The 17,225-nt window shown below is 71.4% G+C and carries 15 protein-coding genes and 2 pseudogenes; 12 read left to right on the top strand and 5 right to left on the bottom strand.

What is annotated here, in order from left to right; all coding sequences use genetic code 11:
- Window positions 1–12 precede the first annotated feature (12 nt).
- A pseudogene (locus ACFVHV_RS00350) lies at window positions 13–517 on the bottom strand (IS5 family transposase); the annotation flags it as partial.
- On the opposite strand from ACFVHV_RS00350, the gene ACFVHV_RS00345 reads away from it, so the two are divergent.
- Both ACFVHV_RS00345 and ACFVHV_RS00340 read left to right on the top strand, forming a co-directional pair.
- Window positions 405–761: a hypothetical protein gene (locus ACFVHV_RS00345; RefSeq protein ID WP_380347954.1), complete on the top strand. Its 357-nt coding sequence runs from the start codon at window positions 405–407 to the stop codon at window positions 759–761. The pseudogene ACFVHV_RS00350 and the gene ACFVHV_RS00345 overlap by 113 nt on opposite strands.
- A 128-nt stretch (window positions 762–889) precedes the next feature.
- Window positions 890–1,345, top strand: coding sequence for an SMI1/KNR4 family protein (locus tag ACFVHV_RS00340; protein ID WP_380347749.1), 456 nt, complete (start codon window positions 890–892; stop codon window positions 1,343–1,345).
- A gap of 113 nt (window positions 1,346–1,458) precedes the next feature.
- Here ACFVHV_RS00340 and ACFVHV_RS00335 read toward each other — a convergent pair whose 3' ends face one another.
- Complete coding sequence (locus ACFVHV_RS00335; protein ID WP_380347747.1) at window positions 1,459–2,187, bottom strand: HAD family hydrolase; 729 nt, start codon at window positions 2,185–2,187, stop codon at window positions 1,459–1,461.
- 164 nt (window positions 2,188–2,351) lie between these two features.
- On the opposite strand from ACFVHV_RS00335, the gene ACFVHV_RS00330 reads away from it, so the two are divergent.
- The gene (locus ACFVHV_RS00330; RefSeq protein ID WP_359896589.1) at window positions 2,352–2,501 is read left to right on the top strand and encodes a hypothetical protein; all 150 of its coding nucleotides are present in this window, start codon (window positions 2,352–2,354) and stop codon (window positions 2,499–2,501) included.
- Window positions 2,502–2,562: 61 nt separating this feature from the next.
- Here the strand turns inward: ACFVHV_RS00330 and ACFVHV_RS00325 are convergent, their stop codons facing one another.
- Together ACFVHV_RS00325 and mobF are read right to left on the bottom strand one after the other, a co-directional pair.
- Window positions 2,563–2,886, bottom strand: coding sequence for a transposase (locus ACFVHV_RS00325; RefSeq protein ID WP_380347745.1), 324 nt, complete (start codon window positions 2,884–2,886; stop codon window positions 2,563–2,565).
- A 21-nt stretch (window positions 2,887–2,907) separates the two neighbouring features.
- Window positions 2,908–7,950: a MobF family relaxase gene (gene mobF, locus ACFVHV_RS00320; protein WP_380347743.1), complete on the bottom strand. Its 5,043-nt coding sequence runs from the start codon at window positions 7,948–7,950 to the stop codon at window positions 2,908–2,910.
- Between the two features lie 351 nt (window positions 7,951–8,301).
- On the opposite strand from mobF, the gene ACFVHV_RS00315 reads away from it, so the two are divergent.
- From ACFVHV_RS00315 to ACFVHV_RS00300, 4 genes and pseudogenes are all read left to right on the top strand, one after another.
- Window positions 8,302–8,679 (top strand): hypothetical protein, encoded by a 378-nt coding sequence (locus tag ACFVHV_RS00315; protein WP_359896595.1) that lies wholly within the window; start codon window positions 8,302–8,304, stop codon window positions 8,677–8,679.
- Window positions 8,680–8,836: 157 nt separating this feature from the next.
- Window positions 8,837–8,974, top strand: a complete 138-nt coding sequence (locus ACFVHV_RS00310; RefSeq protein WP_380347741.1) for a hypothetical protein — start codon at window positions 8,837–8,839, stop codon at window positions 8,972–8,974.
- 42 nt (window positions 8,975–9,016) lie between these two features.
- A complete protein-coding gene (locus tag ACFVHV_RS00305; RefSeq protein ID WP_359896598.1) occupies window positions 9,017–9,514 on the top strand; it encodes a hypothetical protein in 498 nt (165 codons plus the stop codon).
- Between the two features lie 97 nt (window positions 9,515–9,611).
- A pseudogene (locus ACFVHV_RS00300) lies at window positions 9,612–10,520 on the top strand (glycosyltransferase); the annotation flags it as partial.
- Window position 10,521: 1 nt separating this feature from the next.
- Here ACFVHV_RS00300 and ACFVHV_RS00295 read toward each other — a convergent pair.
- The gene (locus ACFVHV_RS00295) at window positions 10,522–11,841 is read right to left on the bottom strand and encodes a tetratricopeptide repeat protein (RefSeq protein WP_380347739.1); all 1,320 of its coding nucleotides are present in this window, start codon (window positions 11,839–11,841) and stop codon (window positions 10,522–10,524) included.
- Between the two features lie 191 nt (window positions 11,842–12,032).
- On the opposite strand from ACFVHV_RS00295, the gene ACFVHV_RS00290 reads away from it, so the two are divergent.
- From ACFVHV_RS00290 to ACFVHV_RS00270, 5 genes are all read left to right on the top strand, one after another.
- Window positions 12,033–12,524, top strand: a complete 492-nt coding sequence (locus ACFVHV_RS00290; RefSeq protein WP_359896602.1) for an ATP-binding protein — start codon at window positions 12,033–12,035, stop codon at window positions 12,522–12,524.
- A 103-nt stretch (window positions 12,525–12,627) separates the two neighbouring features.
- The gene (locus ACFVHV_RS00285) at window positions 12,628–14,790 is read left to right on the top strand and encodes a radical SAM protein (protein ID WP_359896605.1); all 2,163 of its coding nucleotides are present in this window, start codon (window positions 12,628–12,630) and stop codon (window positions 14,788–14,790) included.
- Window positions 14,791–14,800: 10 nt separating this feature from the next.
- Window positions 14,801–15,262: a hypothetical protein gene (locus tag ACFVHV_RS00280; RefSeq protein WP_380347737.1), complete on the top strand. Its 462-nt coding sequence runs from the start codon at window positions 14,801–14,803 to the stop codon at window positions 15,260–15,262.
- A gap of 389 nt (window positions 15,263–15,651) precedes the next feature.
- Window positions 15,652–16,857 carry a TniQ family protein gene (locus ACFVHV_RS00275; protein ID WP_380347735.1) on the top strand — a complete coding sequence of 402 codons (1,206 nt, stop codon included), beginning with the start codon at window positions 15,652–15,654 and terminating at the stop codon, window positions 16,855–16,857.
- Window positions 16,811–17,179 (top strand): hypothetical protein, encoded by a 369-nt coding sequence (locus ACFVHV_RS00270; RefSeq protein ID WP_380347733.1) that lies wholly within the window; start codon window positions 16,811–16,813, stop codon window positions 17,177–17,179. The genes ACFVHV_RS00275 and ACFVHV_RS00270 overlap by 47 nt, the downstream gene beginning before the upstream one ends.
- Window positions 17,180–17,225 lie beyond the last annotated feature (46 nt).

Genomic DNA, 17,225 nt, shown 5'->3' with positions numbered 1-17,225 from the left:
CTTGACGCCATTTCACTTGGTGAGCCTGTGGTGGCATATGAGGGTCGCGGCGATGGGGTGAGGCGAGGAAGTGTCCCGGCTTGCGCTCGTAGCGGCGGTGGAGGCGTCGGCAGCCGGACAGCCAGGACACGGTCCGCTCCACGACCCAGCGGTACCGGCCCAGGCGTCGGGATGACTCGACGCCCTCACGGGCGAGACGGTGCCGGATGCCGCGGGAAGCGAGCCATCGCCGCAGGCAGTGGTAGTCGTAGCCTTGTCGCCATGCAGCTTGCCGGGCCGTCGACGTCGCGGGCCGCGACGGGAACGGGTGGGCGGAATGCCGCGAACCAGCGGGATGAGAGCCTGGCTGTCGTGAAGGTTGGCAGCGGAGATGCACCGACAGGGGCAGGCCTTGGCGGTCCACAATGAGGTGGATTTTCAGCGGGTCAGACCGCATCATCAACGAGCCCGAAGTCTTCCGGGAACTCTTCCAGGAACTCCCGCCGCGCGGGGTCGGACTCGGCTTCGGCCATCGTCCCGAGCAGGTCAATCAATTCGCTCCGCTGGTCGCTCGACAGCTGGCTGACCAGGTGGGCGACACCTCCAGGACCTTGACGGCATCGTCCGAATCCATCTGCTCGTCTTCACTGCCCTCGATGAACCACAGGACATCGACCAAGGCCTCGGCCAAGGCGTGGGTCAGAGACGAGGACACGGGCATGAAGGCGGTCTCCCCGCAGGTCACGGCAGCAGAGTCCGGCCATCCCACCACACACCACTGACGTCACACTCAGTCACCCCTCCACGGAAAGTGAGCCAGAACCCGTGAAGAAGCAGCGATTGGTCAGCGGAATGGGCAGCAGTTGGTGATCTTGGGCGCTGTGGTTGTTCACCAGGTATGACGTCGCCGTTGGCTAAGCTCGCGGCCATGTGGAGACAGTCGGTGCAGGAAGTCTTTCCTGATGCAGGGCTTCGGGAGCCGGTCACGGCGTCCGACATCGTCGAGGCCGAGAGGCGGCTCGGGCGAGCTCTGCCAACGGACCTCGAACAACTGCTGCTGGAGAGCAACGGGGTGCTCGGCCACGCTCACGTGGACACGGTCTGGACCATCGATCAGATCGTCGAGCAGAACCTCCGCTTCTGGTCCGATGAGACCTTCGCCCAGCTCTACATGCCCTTCGACGCCCTCATGTTCTTCGGCGACAACGGGGGCGGTGATCAGTTCGCCTTCGTGCAGAAGCCGCAGCGCCCGGACGTGTTCGTCTGGGAACACGAGAGCGACAGCCGTAGGTGGGTGGCCAACAACCTGCGTGACTACCTCGGGCGTTCGCTGCGCGTCGGCGGAGACGACTGGTACCGGCAGTAACCGAAGCGATCCCGATACTCATGAGCCGCCGGCTGGCCCGGCGGCGAGCGTGAACCGTCCCGGGGTGGGTCCGGGCCTTCACCCGTGATGGCCCGGACCCACGATCGAGGGCGTCATACAGCACGATCTGGTTCGCGGAACGGTTGAGGATCCGCAGCACGCGATGCCCACGTGGCGTCCCGGCTCCCCCCGGACACATACGCGCCGAATACAGAGGTGTCGAGATCCTTGAGGGACTCCAGTACCAGCGTGGCAATCGCAAAGCGAGGATCGCAGCGATCAGCGGCCTCGGGAACGGCGACGACCGTCATCCGGGCTGACACGCCGGCGAGGACGCCGTTGAGCGAGTCCTCGATCACAATGCATTCGTCGGGTGACGCGCCGAGGGCGGCGGCTGCGCGGAGATAGGCGCCCGGGTGGGGTTTGCCGTGTTCGTCGTCTTCGGCCGAAAACACGGCATCGAAAGATCGGTCAAGGCCGGTGCTCGCGAGCGCATGCCGAATCACCGACTCCGGCGAAGATGACACGACGGCCATCGCCCTCGATGCACGCGCGCACGCCGCGACGGCGTGTTCGGCGCCGGGTTTCAGCGCCACTGCCTCCAGCCCACGGCACACGGCGGCCACGATCTGCTGCTCGACGTCGTCGGGGTCGGCTTGAATGGTGGCCCGATCGAACCAGTAGGCCACCATGTCCCTTTGCCGCAGCCCGCGCGTCGCCGCCTGCATCTCCGTTGTGAGGTGCAGGCCAAGCGGACCGAACACTTCACGCTTTGCCGCGTCCCAGATCGGCTCGGAGTCGATCAGAAGGCCGTCCAGGTCGAATAGGACAATCGGTTGCATCGGTTGCTCTTTCGTTGGCGATCACGCGAGGACGAGACCGATTCGCTGCCCCGCCGTGCATGAGCAGATGGTGCTGTGGTCGATGACGATACTCATGAGCCGCCCGGCATGGACACGACCTTCGAACCCGGCAGCGGCTTCGCTCGCGCGACGCTCTACGTCATGTGGGTCTACAAGTACGCGCGTTACGACCCCCGGCGATCCGCACGGAGGCGAAGAACATCGCGGTGCAGTTCACGAACTACTTCTGCGCGCATCCCACGAGCTCGAACCCCCTCGTGCAGGCGCTGCTCGCCGAGCTGTGGAACGCGTGAGCCGTCCCGAACGCGTGAGCCCTCCTGGCTCGACCCTGTCGGAGATCTTGGTTGATCGGGCTCAAGTACCAAGGGTTCGCCAGGACTTCGGCCGGGGTACGCCGTTCTCGTCCAGGAAGGTCCGGAAGGCGGTCGGCGGTCCCGGTGACGGGGCTTCGCCACCGCCTGGCCGGCCGCTGGGCCGTTCGATGTGCACGGCGATGGCTGTGCGTACGTGCTGCGGGTGGGCTTTCGGCCGGCCTCGGTAGCGCCAGCGGCGCATGCCGTGTCCGTGGGCGAACTCGTCGATGATGCCCTCGCTACCGGAGCGGACCGCGTAGCGGGCCTTCCGATCGGGTGTCTGCTGCTCGGTGCGGACGCGGACCTTCAGGTCCCGGCCGGTCACCTCCCCCGGCCGGAAGCACCGCTACGGCCGGTAGGAGGGCGGGACACCGTCGTGGGGCAGGCGTTCGCGGCACCGGTGCACCGGACCACCCGGCCCGGCCTGCCGGCGCACGACGGTCTCCCGCTTCTCGGCCCGGCGCCGCCGGACGGCGGGCAGGCGTTCGGCCGCCTCGCGTCCGCGCTCGTCGACCGGCATCGCCGTACGCGCCCGCTGTTCGTCGCGCAGGGCGTCGACCCGCAGGCGAAGGCGGCCGGCCCGGTCGCGGTACTCGCGGGCGGTGCGGTGGTGGTGCCGGGCGTCCTGGTCCGCGATCCGGCGCAGGTGGTCGCGGTAGGCCTCGGCGCGGCCGCCGATCCGTGCCCACAGTTCGAGTGCGGCGTCGACGTCGGCGAGGTCGCCGATGTCGGCGAGCGCCTGGGCGCGGACGATCCGGTGGTGGTGCTCGGCCTGGAGCAGGGCCTCGAACTCCGCCTGACGGGTGCGCGGCAGCTCGACGAGGTCTTCGCGCTCCCCGTCCCGGAGCGCGGGACGGCCGGACGGGTGGGCGGCGGCGAGTTCGGCGGCCGGGCGGGCCCGGCGGCGGGCCAGGTCGGCGAGTGCGGCGTCGGCCGCGAGCAGTCGGCCGTGGCCGGTGACGCGGTCGACGAGTGCCCGGACCTGCTGGTCGATGCGGCCGCCGGCGAGCATCCGTGCCTCGGCGCGGGCGGCACGGTCCTCGGCGTCGGCCACGGCCCGGTCCAGGCGCGCGGCGTGGTCGAGGGCGCTGCGCAGGGCCGCGTCGAGTTCGGTGTCCGACCAGCCGCCGAACGGGCGTTCCCGCCAGGCGGGCACGCCGGCCTGGACAGGGCGCCGCCCGTCGGGACAGTCGGCCGACTGCCCGACACCAAGCCGTTCGGCGGCCCGGCCGCGGGCGGCGTCGGCCCTGGCCCGCAGGCCGTTGGGGGCGGTGCGGGCCAGTCGCCGTTCGGCGGCGGCGAGCGCGTCGTCGGCCCGGCCGGCCAGGGCGGTGTGCGCGTCCGCCCGGGTCTGCAGGGCGGCCGCGCGGGCGCGCTGGTCGTCGGTGGCGGCCGTCCGGCGGGCGGCGTCGGCGCGGACCTGGTCGTCGTCGGCCCGTTGCCGGGCGCGGGCGGCCAGGCGCCGGGCCGCGTGGACGGCGGCCAGCGCGTCGGCGGCCTCGGCCGCTTCGACGCGGGCGGCCCGTCCGCGTGAGACGGCCCGCCGTCGTTGCTCCTCGTCGGCGACGGTCGGGGCCGGACGGTTGCGCCAGGCGGTGATCGCCTGCTGGGCGAGGTCGTGGTCAGCGGCCTGGACCGGCTCCTCGGGACGGTCGCCGAGCGCCCGCGTCTCGTGTCCGTGGTCCCACAGGTCGCGGTAGGCGGCGACGAGCGCCGCCGCCCTGTCCCAGAGCGCGCGGTGGGGGTGGGCCGGGGCGGGTGCGGGGCCGAGCACGTCGAGCCAGGTGGGGCCGGTGGCGGCGAGTTCGGCGGCGTGCTGCCGCTCGTCGGGCAGGAGCTGGGCGGCACGCCACAGGCCGCGCTGCTCGGTGCGCGCGGCGGCGGGGGCGTCACCGGTGGCCCGGGTGGCGCGGAAGCCTGCCAGGTCGCGCCAGGCAGCGGCGGCCGCGATCCGGTCGGCCCACGGTCGGGTCCGGTCGGCGTCGGCGGGTTCGGGCCCGTAGGCGGCCGCCCAGCCGGTGCCGGTGTGGGCGTTCGCGCGGGCGCGGGCGGCGAGGCGTTCCGCCCGGACGGTGGCGTGCGCGGCGAGGTCGTGGGCGAGGGTGACGCGCCGGTCGCCGGGGTCGGCGTGGGGCAGCACCAGGCCCATCGCCTCCAGCAGCGCGGCGCCGGGCAGGGCGCAGGGCGGGGCCCAGTAGGTCGGGGCGGTCGCGGGGCGGGGCGCGCCCTCGGGCAGGCGGAAGCGCTCACCGCGGTGTTCGACCAGGGTGTCGAGGCGGGCGACCACGATGGCGGCCAGGTCGCGCAGCGGCCGGCCCGTGCGGTGGTCGGTCTCGTTGCCCCGCTCGTCCGCCCAGGCGGCGCGCAGGAGCCGGTCGGTGTCGTGGCCGTCGTCGGCCAGGCGCGCGCAGCGGGCGCGCAGGGCGGGCCAGGCCTCGGCGGCGGCCAGGCGGGAGGCGGCGCGGCCGCCGAGCAGTGCGGCGATCGCCCGCTGCGCGGCCTCGGCGTTGAGTTCGTCGAGGACGTGGACGAGGCGGCTGGTGGAGGTCGCGAGGGACTGGGCCTGCTCCTCCTGGCGGCGGGCGGTGGCGCTCGCGGAGAGCCGGGTGCCGTCGCGCTCGACGACGGCGTGCCAGATCTCGCGGGCGGTGCGCGGGTGGCCGGGTTCGCCGCTGTCCCCGTCGGGGGGCTCCTGGGTGATCAGGTAGGCGTGGTTGCCGTAGCGGCCGCGGGTGAGGGCCGGGTAGACGCCGTTGCGGTTCCAGCCGGTGTCGAGCAGGGCGCGGCCGACGTCGACGGTGACGCCCTGGCAGCGTGCGGAGGTGATCGCGTAGCCGAGGTCGACGGCGTCGGCGACGTAGGCCGGGGGCAGGGTGACGGTGCGGCGGGTCCGCTGGTGGCGCACGGTCAGGGAGCGGTCGGCGCCGACGGCCTCGACCGTCCAGGTGTCGCCGTTGCGGACCCACTGGCGCCGGTCGGCGGTGGCGAGGCGGCGGTCGTTCACCCGGGTGACCACGATGTCGCCGGCGCCGGCGCGCCCGCGGGCGCCGAGGTCGGCCGTGCGCCGGTCGTCCACCAGGCCGCGGGCGATGCGGTCCTCGCGGGCGAGGCGGGACAGCTCGGCGACGGCGGCGCCGGTGGCGGCGATCATGACGGAGGTCAGGCCGTCCTCGACGTCCCGCCGCCAGTCCTCGAAGAGCCGGCGCATGACCGGGGCGGCCGGGCCGCAGTGGATGCGCCCGCGCAGGTCGTACGCGTCGAAGGCGGCGCCGGCGTCGCCGATGGACAGCCGGCGGGCCGCGTCGACCTCCCACTGGCGGACCGTGCCGCCCGGGTCGCGGAAGCGGCGGACCTCGGTGAGGCGGACGACGGCGTCGGGGACGGTCTCCTCGATGTCGGCGAGCGCGCCGCCCGCTCCGGGCGAGCCGAGCTGGCGCGGGTCGCCGATCGGCAGCAGCCGCCCGCCGGCCTGCCGGACCTGGCCGAGCAGCGCGGCGAGATCGGGGGTGGAGGCCTGGCCGGACTCGTCGACGATGACGATCGTGCCGGGCTGCAGCGTCCAGTGGCGCAGGCCCCGCCCGTAGCGCTCGGACATGGTCCGCCACCTGGCGATGTTCTCCGCCCGGATGCCCGCCTCGGCGGCGAGCAGGTCGGCCTGGACCTGGCCGCCGGCCAGCCCGATGACGGGGATCCGGTGGGCATCCGCGACCTCCCGCACCAGGCGCATGATCGTGGTCTTGCCGGTGCCGGCGGGGCCGACCACCCACGTGGCCCGGGTGTCCGCTCCGAAGACCCGGCGCACCGCCTCGCGCTGCTCGTCGGAGGGCGCGAAGCCCCGCCCGCTCTCGCCGGCCGCGAGCACCCGGTCGACCTGCTCGGCCGTCAGGCGGTGCACCGGCACGGGGGTCGTGGACGCCTCGGCAAGGCTCCGCTCGGCGGCCCGGATGCCGTGGGAGGTCCACACCCGGGAGCCGATCTCGGCGAACAGCGACGGACGGTCGTCGCAGCGGGCGTACCGGGCGGGCAGGGGGACCGCGTCGGGCGGGGTCAGCAGCTCGCACCGGACGGGGCTGAGGACGCCGTCGACGACCCGGATGAGGACCCGCTGGTAGTCGTCGCGCAGGTGGGCGCCGACCGCGGTGAGCCGGCGGCACGCCTCGGCCTCGACGTTGGCGCGCGTCCAGGTCGCGCGATGGCTCTCCAGCTCGGCGAGCACCGCGTCGATCGCCCTCGGGACGACCATCGGGTCGGGGCCCGGCGCGGGGTGGGCGGCGCAGCTACGGGCGGCGGCCCGCAGCAGCTTGTCCGGACGCCTGATGCCGTACGCCTTGGCGCGGCGGCGCCACTGCCGGCGCTCGCCGTCGACGGTGGTCGCGGTCTTCGCCGGACGGGACTCGAGGGTGGCGGCCTGGGCCAGCTTGTACTGCTCGGCGCGCTCGGGCGCGCGGCCCTCCCGGACCGTGAACTGCGCGATCATCCGGGCCAGGGCCCGCTCGGTGGCCTCGCGGCGCTGGGAGAACCCGCGCACCGCGCCCAGGGGCACCCCGAGGAACTCGCGCACCGGTCGCTTCGCGGGCCGGATGCTGTCCTGGCGCACCCCGGCGCGGATGCCGAACCCGGCGTGCATCTCGCGCTCCAGCTCCGCGGTGTACGCCTCCGAGAGGGCGACCGCGATCCGGTGCAGCTGGCGCGCGTCCAGGGCCAGCCAGCGACCGTCCTCCACCTGCACCTTGCTGCTGATCGCCAGGTGCCGGTGATACGCCGGATCGCCCGCCCGGCTGCTGCGGTGGACGAACACGCAGGCGATGAAACCCTCGGCGCGGACCTGCACCTGGGAGGCGGGCGTCGGGCCGGTCCGGGTGATGCAGGCCTCGCGCTCGACACGTTCGAAGACCCGCCGGAAGGCGCGCCCCTCGACGGCCTCCAGCCGGGCCCGCTCCTCGTCGTCGGCGCACCCCCACAGCACGCTGAAGCTCTTCACCGGGGAGAACACCATCTCCCACCCGCACCGGGCGGTCCGGTTGCCCTCCTTCTCGGCCTTCGCCCGCAACTGGAGCAGCCGCTCCCCGGTGGCCTGCGGCTCGGCGGCGGCGTACCTCTCGTACAGCTCCTCGGCGCTCGGGTAACGGCTCCAGCGCCGGCCGAGCGGGCTGCCGTCGACCGGGCTCAGGGCGTCCTTGAACAGGGCGTCGGCGGCCTCCTGGGTGACCCGCCGGCCGGCGATGCCGAGCTCGGCCGCCTGCGCCCCGAGCCACACGCCGGGGGTGTCCCCGCCTCCCTCCCAGTGGGCCGCCAGCGACCGCGTACCGGTCCTCACGTCGTCGCCGGCGACGGTGGAGAGCAGGTAGTCGATGCCGCTGCCCGCACTGATCGGGTGAAGGGTGATCACCGGCCGGCCCCGGGCCTGTCGCGACGCGTCGGAGCGCCGACGACGTACCGGCCGATCCGGCGGCCGACGGAGCAGGGCACCTGGCGCACTCCTTCGGGAGCGACGGGGATAGCAAGAGGTGTGCTGTTCTCGATCAGGCTAGTTGCCCGTTCGCTCTCGCTTCGGCATCTCGTCCGTGTCCGCTGCTCTTCCTCGATCACCTCTCTCCCGTCCTGGTCCTCTCTCCGTCGCCTTCCGATCCGCTCGTGATCGGGCAACTCCGGAACGCGTATTCCTTCTGCCGGGCGACAACGCGGGGCGGCTCACCCGAAGGTGCTGTACTCGGGCACGGTGGGACGCCAGGATCGCGCCATGACCTCACACAGGAACGAGCAGATGATCGACCGGCGCGCGGCCCTGAAGCGGCGCCAGGAGCTGGAACGCGAAGACCTCCGGCAGCGACAGACCCGCCAGACCTCCGCCCTCACCGCGATCGACCGGGCCAAGGAGCGGGTCGAGCTGGCCCAGGGAGAGCTCGCGAGGGAACTGGAGAAGGCCGTACCGCTCTTCGACGGCGACATCGAGGAGCTCGCGGAGACCGCCGGGATTCCCAAGCGCGACGTACAGGCCGCGTTGAAGGGGCGGAAGGACATCTCCGCCCGCATGGCGGAGCTCACCTTCCCCTCCCCCGCAGCGGCCCCGGCGAGCGGCGAAAAGCAGGACACCCAACGCGACCCGGCCGACGCCTGACCACCGCACCGGACGGTCCGCTGCTGTCCGCGCTTCTCACCGACACCCCCGGCGGCGCACTCGTGCGACGCCCCACCGCCCACGGCGTCCCCAGCCGCCCGGGCCGCCGCTCTCGTGCAGCTCGCGCAGGACATGCCCCCGGCCGTCCTCGCCCCCCATGCTCGGCCTCGACCTCAGCACCCTCACGCGATGGCGCTCCCGGGCCGCGACCGACTGGACCGCCTACCTCCAGGCCCGGGCTGCCGCCCGGCCCGCCCACGTCGACATGAGCGGCGGCGCGCCGACCACCGGGTGACGGTACGACGGTCGGCTGTCCCCGGCCGGTAGCCCCAGCCTCATGATCACCTCTGCCTGGTGGCGTCGCGGCGCCACCACTTCTGCCGCGCTCGCCCTCGTCCTGGCCTCCACAGGCGCGCCAGCAGCGGCAGGCGCAATACCGCCGGCCACCTCCGCAGCCACCGCCCAGCACCGGCAGCTGCCCGAACCGCCTCCGGCCGACCAAGCCCGAGCCGAGCTCGACGAACTCGCCGTCGAGGCCCCGCACTCCATGGACGGGTACTCGCGCGAGAAGTTCCCGCACTGGATCAAGCAGTACGGCACCTGCGACACCCGTGAGGTCGTCCTGCAGCGCGACGGCCGGGACGTCGTTCAGGACGACCAGTGCCGGGCGGTGGCCGGCGGCTGGGTGAGCGTCTACGACGACAAGGTGTTCACCGACGCCAAGGCCCTCGACATCGACCACCTGGTATCCGCTCGCCGCTTCGTGGAGGGCTCCTGCCACTCGGCGCCGACACCTGGACCACGGACAAGCGCCGCGCCTTCGCCAACGACTTGAAGCACTCCCAGTTGCTCGCGGTCTCCGCGGCTTCGAACAGGGCTAAGGTCGACAAGGGCCCCGACGCCTGGCGCCCGCCGTCAATCGCCTACAGCACTCCGCCAACCCGCTCAAGCTGGTCTCGCCGGCCAACGTCAAGGACATGAGCCACGTGCCCCTGGGCGTCGCGCAGGCCCGCTCCGCGGTCGCCAAGTTCGGCCCGGACGTGGTGCTCGGCACCGGCGGCTACGTCGCGGTGCCGGTCGGGATGGCCGCCCGGATGTGTCACCGGCCGCTGGTGGTCCACAAGCAGACCGTCCGCCTCGGCCTGGGCAACCGGGCCCTGGCCCGGATGGCGACCCGGGTCGCGGTCTCCTCCGAGTCGACACTCCAGTTCCTGCCCGAGTCCGCCCACGCCACCGCCGTGGTGACCGGCAACCCGGTCCGCCCGGAGGTGCTGACCGGCCAGGGCGACGAAGCGATCCAGACACTCGGGCTGTGGGGCTTCGACCGCTCCCTGCCGACCGTGTACGTCACCGGCGGCGCGCAGGGCTCCCAGCAGATCAACGAGTTGGTGGACGGGATCCTGCCGTGGCTGCTCGGCCACGCCAACGTGGTCCACCAGTGCGGGCCCAGCCACGAGGAACGGCTTCGGGAGCGGACGGCGGCGCTGCCGGAACAGTTGCGCTCCCGGTACCTGGTGACCGGCTTCGTCGGCCCAGAGCTGCCGGACGTCCTCGCCCTTGCGGACGTGGTCGTCTCCCGCAGCGACGCGGGAACGCTGGCCGAGCTGACCGCGCTCGGGCGGGCCGCGGTGTTCATCCCACTGGCGACGTCGGCCGGGAACGAGCAGGAGCACAACGCCCGCCACCTGGCGGAGGCCGGTGCGGCGGTCGCCCTGCTCGACCGGGCCACTCCGGACACCCTCCATGCCGCGATCGGCCCGCTGCTGACCGACCCGGCCCGCCGCGCGGACATCGCGCGACGGGCCGCCGAGCACGGCCGGCCGGACGCCGCCGACCGTCTCGCTAGGCCGTGCGGGCACCGAGGAAATTCGCGGCGCGCTCATGCAACTCTGACGCCCCAGGAATGCTCCGAATGCGTGCAAGGCGGGCGCGCATGTCGGTCACGGCGTCGTCCACCTTCACCGACCGGACGCCTTCGGCCAGCGCGAGGAAGTTCCCCCACGTCGAGAAGGCGGCTTCGTAGTTCTCCTGGCGGACCTGGACGGTGCCGAGATCTGCGAGGACGATGGCGTGGCTTCGGCGCCGGTCGAGTCCGTGGACGTCGAGGGCGACCTGGAGGTGTTCCTGAGCTGCGTCGTAGTCGCCGAGTCGGGCGAGGATCATGCCGGAGTGGTGGGCCCAGCGGCCGATGCTGAAATGGCTCGCCCAGGAGTCGCCGGGTTTCGGTGACGACCGTTCGATGTGTCGCTGGGATGCGGCGAGGTACGTGGTGGCCGTGGCACGGTCGCCGTCCTGTGCTGCGGCGTCGGCGAGGGTGGTCTCGTAGTAGGAGAGCGCCTTTGGGTCGTCCAGGCGCTTTGCCTGGTCGACGCACTCCTCCGCTATCTGCACGGCGGCGGCCCTATAGCCGAGGTCGATGGCCTGCACCGCGAGGCCACGAAGCGCGGTGGCGGCGAGTTCGGCGTCGCCGGCCTCCGCGGCCAGCCGGTACGAGTGCGCGTAGTACTTCTGGGCGACGCCGTGGTTGCCCTCGTCCTGGGCCATCCACCCGATGAGGTGGGTCAGCTGGGCTGTTCCGGCGAAGAGCTTCCGTCCAGTGTCTTCCGACCATGCCCCGTCCAGCCAGGGGGCGACATTCTCCACAAGGTAGTGGACCGCGAGGTGCCGGGCGTGACCGCCGCCGAGTTCCGCTGCGGCGTCCCCGAGCGACTTGACCATCTGGCGGACAGCGAGGACTTCGCCCTGGCCGACCCGGACCGTCGCCCCGGAACTGGCCGTCACCCTGCGGGTGATGCTGTCGAGATCGGGCAGGCCAAGGGCCGCGAGCGCATAGCCGCTGGAGGCAGCCATGAATTCCCGGCGAATCACTTCGCTCCTTCCCAGCGCGAGGACTGAGGTCACGGTATCGCCCGTGCCGTCCTCGGGCACGTCAGCTTGCGTCACGGACGCATCATCAGATAAGCCCAGCACCTCGCAGATGTAGGGCCACCAGTACTTCGGCGCCCGGCCCTGCTTCTCCCACCGGTAGACCTGCCCGCGCCCCGGACCCTTCTCCCCCCTCCCCTCGATCTTTCCCAGTTCAACGGCAAGACGCTCCTGAGACCAGCCCCTTGCGATCCGCGCCCTTTTGATCAACTCGCCGGTGGAGTCATCTCCCGACACGGCGCCCCTTCCCTGGACTACAAGCTGGCCTACATCTGGCTCACAAGTGGCGTACGGACTGGCAGCTATTCGCGGACAGCGACGAGGCGTTGACTGTCAGTCAGCCGTCCGGGGCTGAAAACCCTGGCTGGGTGGCTCTTCCCAGGTCTAAACGCGGCCATGCCACCGATCCCTACCTGAGGTGCTGCGTCATGAGCGTGCGATTTCGCCAGTTCGCCCTGCCCCGCGTCAACGAGTCCGTCCCCAAGAGCAGGGACCTGGTCAACGGCGTACTCCAGGGCTGGACGACCGTAGGCGAAGAGGCTCACGACAACCTGAACCTCATCACCTCCGAGTTGGTTACGAACGCCGTCGAGCACACCAACTCGGACACCATCCTCCTCACCATCCACCTGAACACCAGGTCCCGGACGGTGATGGTCGGCGTCCAGGACGACAGCCTGACCCTGCCGACCGCCCGCCACGCGGCGACCGACGACCAGTCCGGGCGCGGACTGTGGCTCATCGCCGCGCTGGCGAACCGGCACGGCGTCCAGGCTACCGAGGCGCCGAAGTGGGTCTGGGCCGAGGTCGCCCTCCAGCCGCTGACCCGCGAGCAGGCCCGCCGCAACCTGCTGCGGCAGATCGTCTTGGTCAACAAAGTCCGCCCGATCCTCCAGGCGCGGAACCTCTCGGCCGCCTGACACCCCCACCTTCCGCCCCAGCCCGTACGGACCGTCCCCCGTGCCGGGCCGACCCGTCACGCCTCCGTGACCCTCATCCCGCCGATTCCGGAGAGAGGCACCAGTGACCACCCACGTCGAACGGACGACACGACCGCAGACCGGCCGCCTGCGCGAAGCCCTGCGGCTCGCCGTGCCCGGGGCCCCGGCTGTCGCCGCAGCCGAGACCGAGCGGCTTCTCGTGAACCCGGTCAAGCTCCGCAACCACCTCACCGAACACCTCGGCGACCACACCGGCCGCGTCCTCGTGGCCGGCACCCTCGACAGGCGGCTCGTGCTGGTCGAACAGCAGGACGGCCGCTGGGTCGTCGCCGACCTCTCGGGCGAGAGCCACGACACCCGCCACTGGCCGGCGTGGCTCACCGGCCACATCGAGATCGACACGCCGGACTCCTGGCTCTCCCTGGCCGACCTGGACGACGCCGCGGTCTACCGGTTCACCAAGCCGGACGTCCTGCTCGCCGCGCTCTACCACCCCGAGTACTTCCCGCTGCCCCGCTTCCCGCTCGGCATCAGCGACGTGGCCAGGGCCGCCCGGTCCACGCTCACCGGAGAGGTCTCCCTCCTCGACATGCAGCTCGGCACCACGCTGACCGGCCTCACCATGGCGGTGGCCGAGAACCGGCCCGACATCCTCGGGATCAGCGCGACCTTCGGCCAGCACGACCTCATGATCGAGCTGCTGGACGCCGCCTACTCCCTTGAATCCCCGCCGATGGTGGTCGCCGGGGGCAGCCTCACCGCCCGCAACGAAGCCCTTCTCCTGGAGCGCTACCCCAAGCTCCTGATCGCCCGAGGGGCGGGCGAGCCCACGATCAAGGGCCTCCTCGCCCACTGGCACGGCGACATCCGGCTGGACCAGGTCGACGGCATCGGCTACAACGGGGCCGCACGCGGCGAGGGCACCCTGACCATCGGACGGCGCCGCACCGCCAAGCCGGTCAGCAGCTCGCAGGACGACATCTTCCCCGAGCTGGACCTGCTGCCGGCCACCTTCGAGCACAAAGGCGTCGCCCAGGCCGAGGGCTCGCGCGGCTGCACGAACTACTGCTCGTTCTGCCCCCGCGGCCACAAGGGGACCTGGTACGGCGGCCACCCGGAAGCCTTCCCGTGGCTGCTGGAGGAGATGAGCCACGTCTTCAACCAGTACCCGCACGTCTCCCGGACCCTCTACATGGTGGACGAGGAATTCATCGGCCGCGACGAAGGGGCGGTGCCCCGCGCACTGAGCATGGCCTCCACCCTCCACCACGCGGGCTTCGCGTGGGAGACCAGCTGCCGCATCGACCAGGTCGTCCGCCTCGACCGGGACTCCGCCTGGCACCGCGAGCGCGCCGACATGTGGCGCCGCCTCGTGCAGCAGGGCCTTCGCCGCTGCCTGTTCGGCGTCGAGTCCGGGGTCGACTCGATCCTGGAGCGGTTCAACAAGGAGACCATCGGCGAGCAGAACGCCGTCGCCATCCGCACCCTGTCGGCGCTCGGCGTCCCCACCAGGTTCACCTACATCAGCTTCGACCAGCTCATGACGTTCGAGGAGCTGAAAGCCACCTACGCCTACCAGGGCCGCACCGACCTCCTCCTGCGGCCGATGCCCGGCCTGCCGGTCCAGGAGATCGTCGAAGGCGTCCAGGACCCTGAGTGGGTGGCCTGGGCCTCCTCCGGCAGGCCCCTGCACAGCGGGATCTCCTACATGCTCGTCAGCATGGAGTGCCTGATCGGCGCCGCTTACACCAAGCGGGCTCAGGCCGCCGGGCTAACCGGCGAGGTTCGGCCGTCCATGGGCCGGGTCGACTCCCGGTTCGCCGACTGGCGCATCGGCGTCGCCAGCCAGTGGGCCCAGCTCTGGGTCGACCGGAACTTCGCCCTGGACTACACCTTCAAGTCCCTGGAGAAGATGCTCGACGGCGAGCCCCGCAGCATCGTCCGGGCCGCCAGGATCGTCCTCAAGTACGCCGCCTACCAGGTCTTCGGCCGCATGATCGACGCGATCGAGCAGACCCCGCTGGCGCTCGGTACAGCGGGTGCGGAGGCCGCCCTCGACACCCGCCTGCGTACCGAGCTGGACCAGGCGATCCGGGACCTCTCCAAGAAGATGGCCGGCGGCATCGAGCACGTCCTGCGCAACATCCCCAAGGACTTCGCCGACATCCTCGCCAAGGAGTACCTGCGCTGGGACCAGAGCACCGAGTGGCGGTCCATCAACGCGTCCGATCCCTGCGGAACCTGAGGAGACCACCATGGAGAAGCGCAACGTCCCCGGCCTCGGCCACATCTCGGCGATCGGCGCCGGATGCTGGACCATCGGCGGTCTCGCCGCCAACGACGGCGTCCCCATCGGCTGGACCGGCGTGGACGAGGACGAGGCGTACAACGCCCTCGTCCGTGCCCATGACCTCGGCATCACCTCGGGGTCGACGAACACGGCCTCGCCAGAAACCCTCCGCAGCCGCGTGTCTGCTGGGTTCCAGGTTCCCGCGAAGACCGTGGTCGAAGAGATGACGCCCGGGAGCCCCGAATCCCAGCTACCTCACGTAGGTCTCCAACGGCAATCCCGTGAAGCCATCCGGTGTCGATCAGCCGATTCGCCGTGTGGAATGTGTCCCGCTCGGGATAGGTCATCTCTGTCGCCAGCACCGACCACCGCCGTGCCGACGATGACCCGGGCCGCTGTACTAGGACCCGGCCTGAGCGCGTGCTGACAACCACCGCCACCCCTTGGCGAGAGTTCCGACTGTCCGGATACTCGGCAACGCTTTCCTGGAACATGAGACTAGGCTACGTCTCGGGAGCGTTGAATCACCCGATGTTCTTTTCCATCGTCCAGCTCGGGCGTCATCTCGCACCCAACATCGGAATTCGCGGTGAACCATTTCTCTTGCACCGCCAAGAACATGACACATGGGAACATCCATTCAATATCATGCTCGGAAGATATCGAAGGGGTGAGATATGAACGGGGCGACTCCGCCAATCGGCTTCCCTCCTTTACGGTCAGCCCCAGAGATCGCAGAGCCGTCTCGGGTCAGGAGGCTCCCAGTCGTCATTGAGCCGCATCCTGGCGAAGCGTTCCCATCCTGGATAGGAAGGCTTGCCTTCGTTCTGGGGGATAGGCCCAGGGCAGCTCGCGCGCGCGATGGGGTTGGAGATGAGACGGGCTTCGTCGATGACCAGGCCGGCGTTCTTCGGCGTCCTCCTCACCGACCGCAGCCGCGCCGCACTGGCGATGTCTACTGGTCTTCCGGGCACCGTCCTCGACGCCATGCACCTCTCCCGCTACGACGGAACCCTGCTCGACATGAGCGCGGTAACGCAGGAGAGCGAGGTTTCCCCGAGGACGGTCTGGAGCACTCAGTGGGTCCAGCTGTACGCCTCGCGGTGCTGCCCGCGCTGCCTCGCGGAGAACACCGTGTGGCCGCTGTGGTGGCGTCTGGAGTCAGCAGCCGTGTGCCCCCGGCATCGCTGCCTTCTCCTGGACATCTGCCCGTCGTGCAACATCCGCTTCCGGCGCGGCAACCAGCAGATCCCGCGCGGCCTCCTGACCAACCATGGAGTCCTCGACCCACGGCTCTGCGGGAACCGCGCCCGCGGCGCCGGGGGCCCGCAGTCGGTCCTGTGCCAGCATCCCGTCGCCGAACTCCCAGTCACCGGGCTGACCGACGACACGGTCCTGGCCGTGCAGGAGCTGATGCTCAGCGCTGCCAACAACCAGCCGATGACACTGCTCGGACAGACCGTGTCCAGCGCCGAGTGGTTCTCCGGCGTGAAGTACCTCATCGCGATGGCCAGGTTCACCGTGACCGACGCCGAAGTCGACAGTCTCCCGGCCGCCACTATCTCCTCTATGGTCGACTACCAGCACCGCCGCGTGACGCTCGGCCGCCTCGGGCCCAAACTCCAGAACGGCCCGGAGACCGCTGCGGAAGCCGCCGCGCTGTACTCGCTGGTGGGCCCGATCGTCCTCGCCCCGGACGTCGGAACGGCTCACGAAAGGCTCGGGCCTTGGGTTCACCGAGTGGCGCAGTACCGGTCTAGGTCGCGAAACAGGGACCCGTTCCTCCACGTCGACCGGCCAGCCTCTGTCGACGCCGCCGTGAGAAGCCTGACCCCCCACGCCAACCGCGTGATCGGGCCCGCTCGTTCTCTTCCGCAGATCACCGGAATCACTCCCCTACGGCGCCCCGGGCCCCGGGCTGACGGTCGAGCGTGTTCCCAGCCTCGACGGCGAATCGAAGCTGGTGGTGGAAACCGTGCCCTTCACCGTCACCGCCCGCCACGATCTGCTCGAGGCCCCTGAGCTGTTCGGCCTCCGAACGGCGACGGACGGAACCCGAGGTCACTTCCCCGGCATCAGCGCCGAGCCGTTGGCGGTCGAGACCGCCGCACAGACGGTGACTGCCACGTTCGGCGCCCGCGGCTTCCGTTCCGCGAGCGTCACTGCCCTGAGCATGGCGGGCGCGGGGCTACCGCCGCGGTACCGCTATCGCGCCCGCATGATCAGCGCCCGATTCGACCGGCCGTTCGGCTTCCTCGCCGTCCACCGCACCTCACGACTCGTCCTCAACGCCGGCTGGATCACCGAACCCGACACCTTCGATGAATCGTCCCGGGAATGGTGAGCCCGTGAAGCAACGGACGGCACGGGACAGCGCCGGACCGCCGGGT

The organism is Kitasatospora sp. NPDC127116 (assembly GCF_042677365.1).
Lineage (GTDB): Bacteria > Actinomycetota > Actinomycetes > Streptomycetales > Streptomycetaceae > Kitasatospora > Kitasatospora lactacystinica.
Note: the sequence above shows the minus strand (reverse complement) of the source record. Positions and strands in the feature narration are given on the sequence as shown.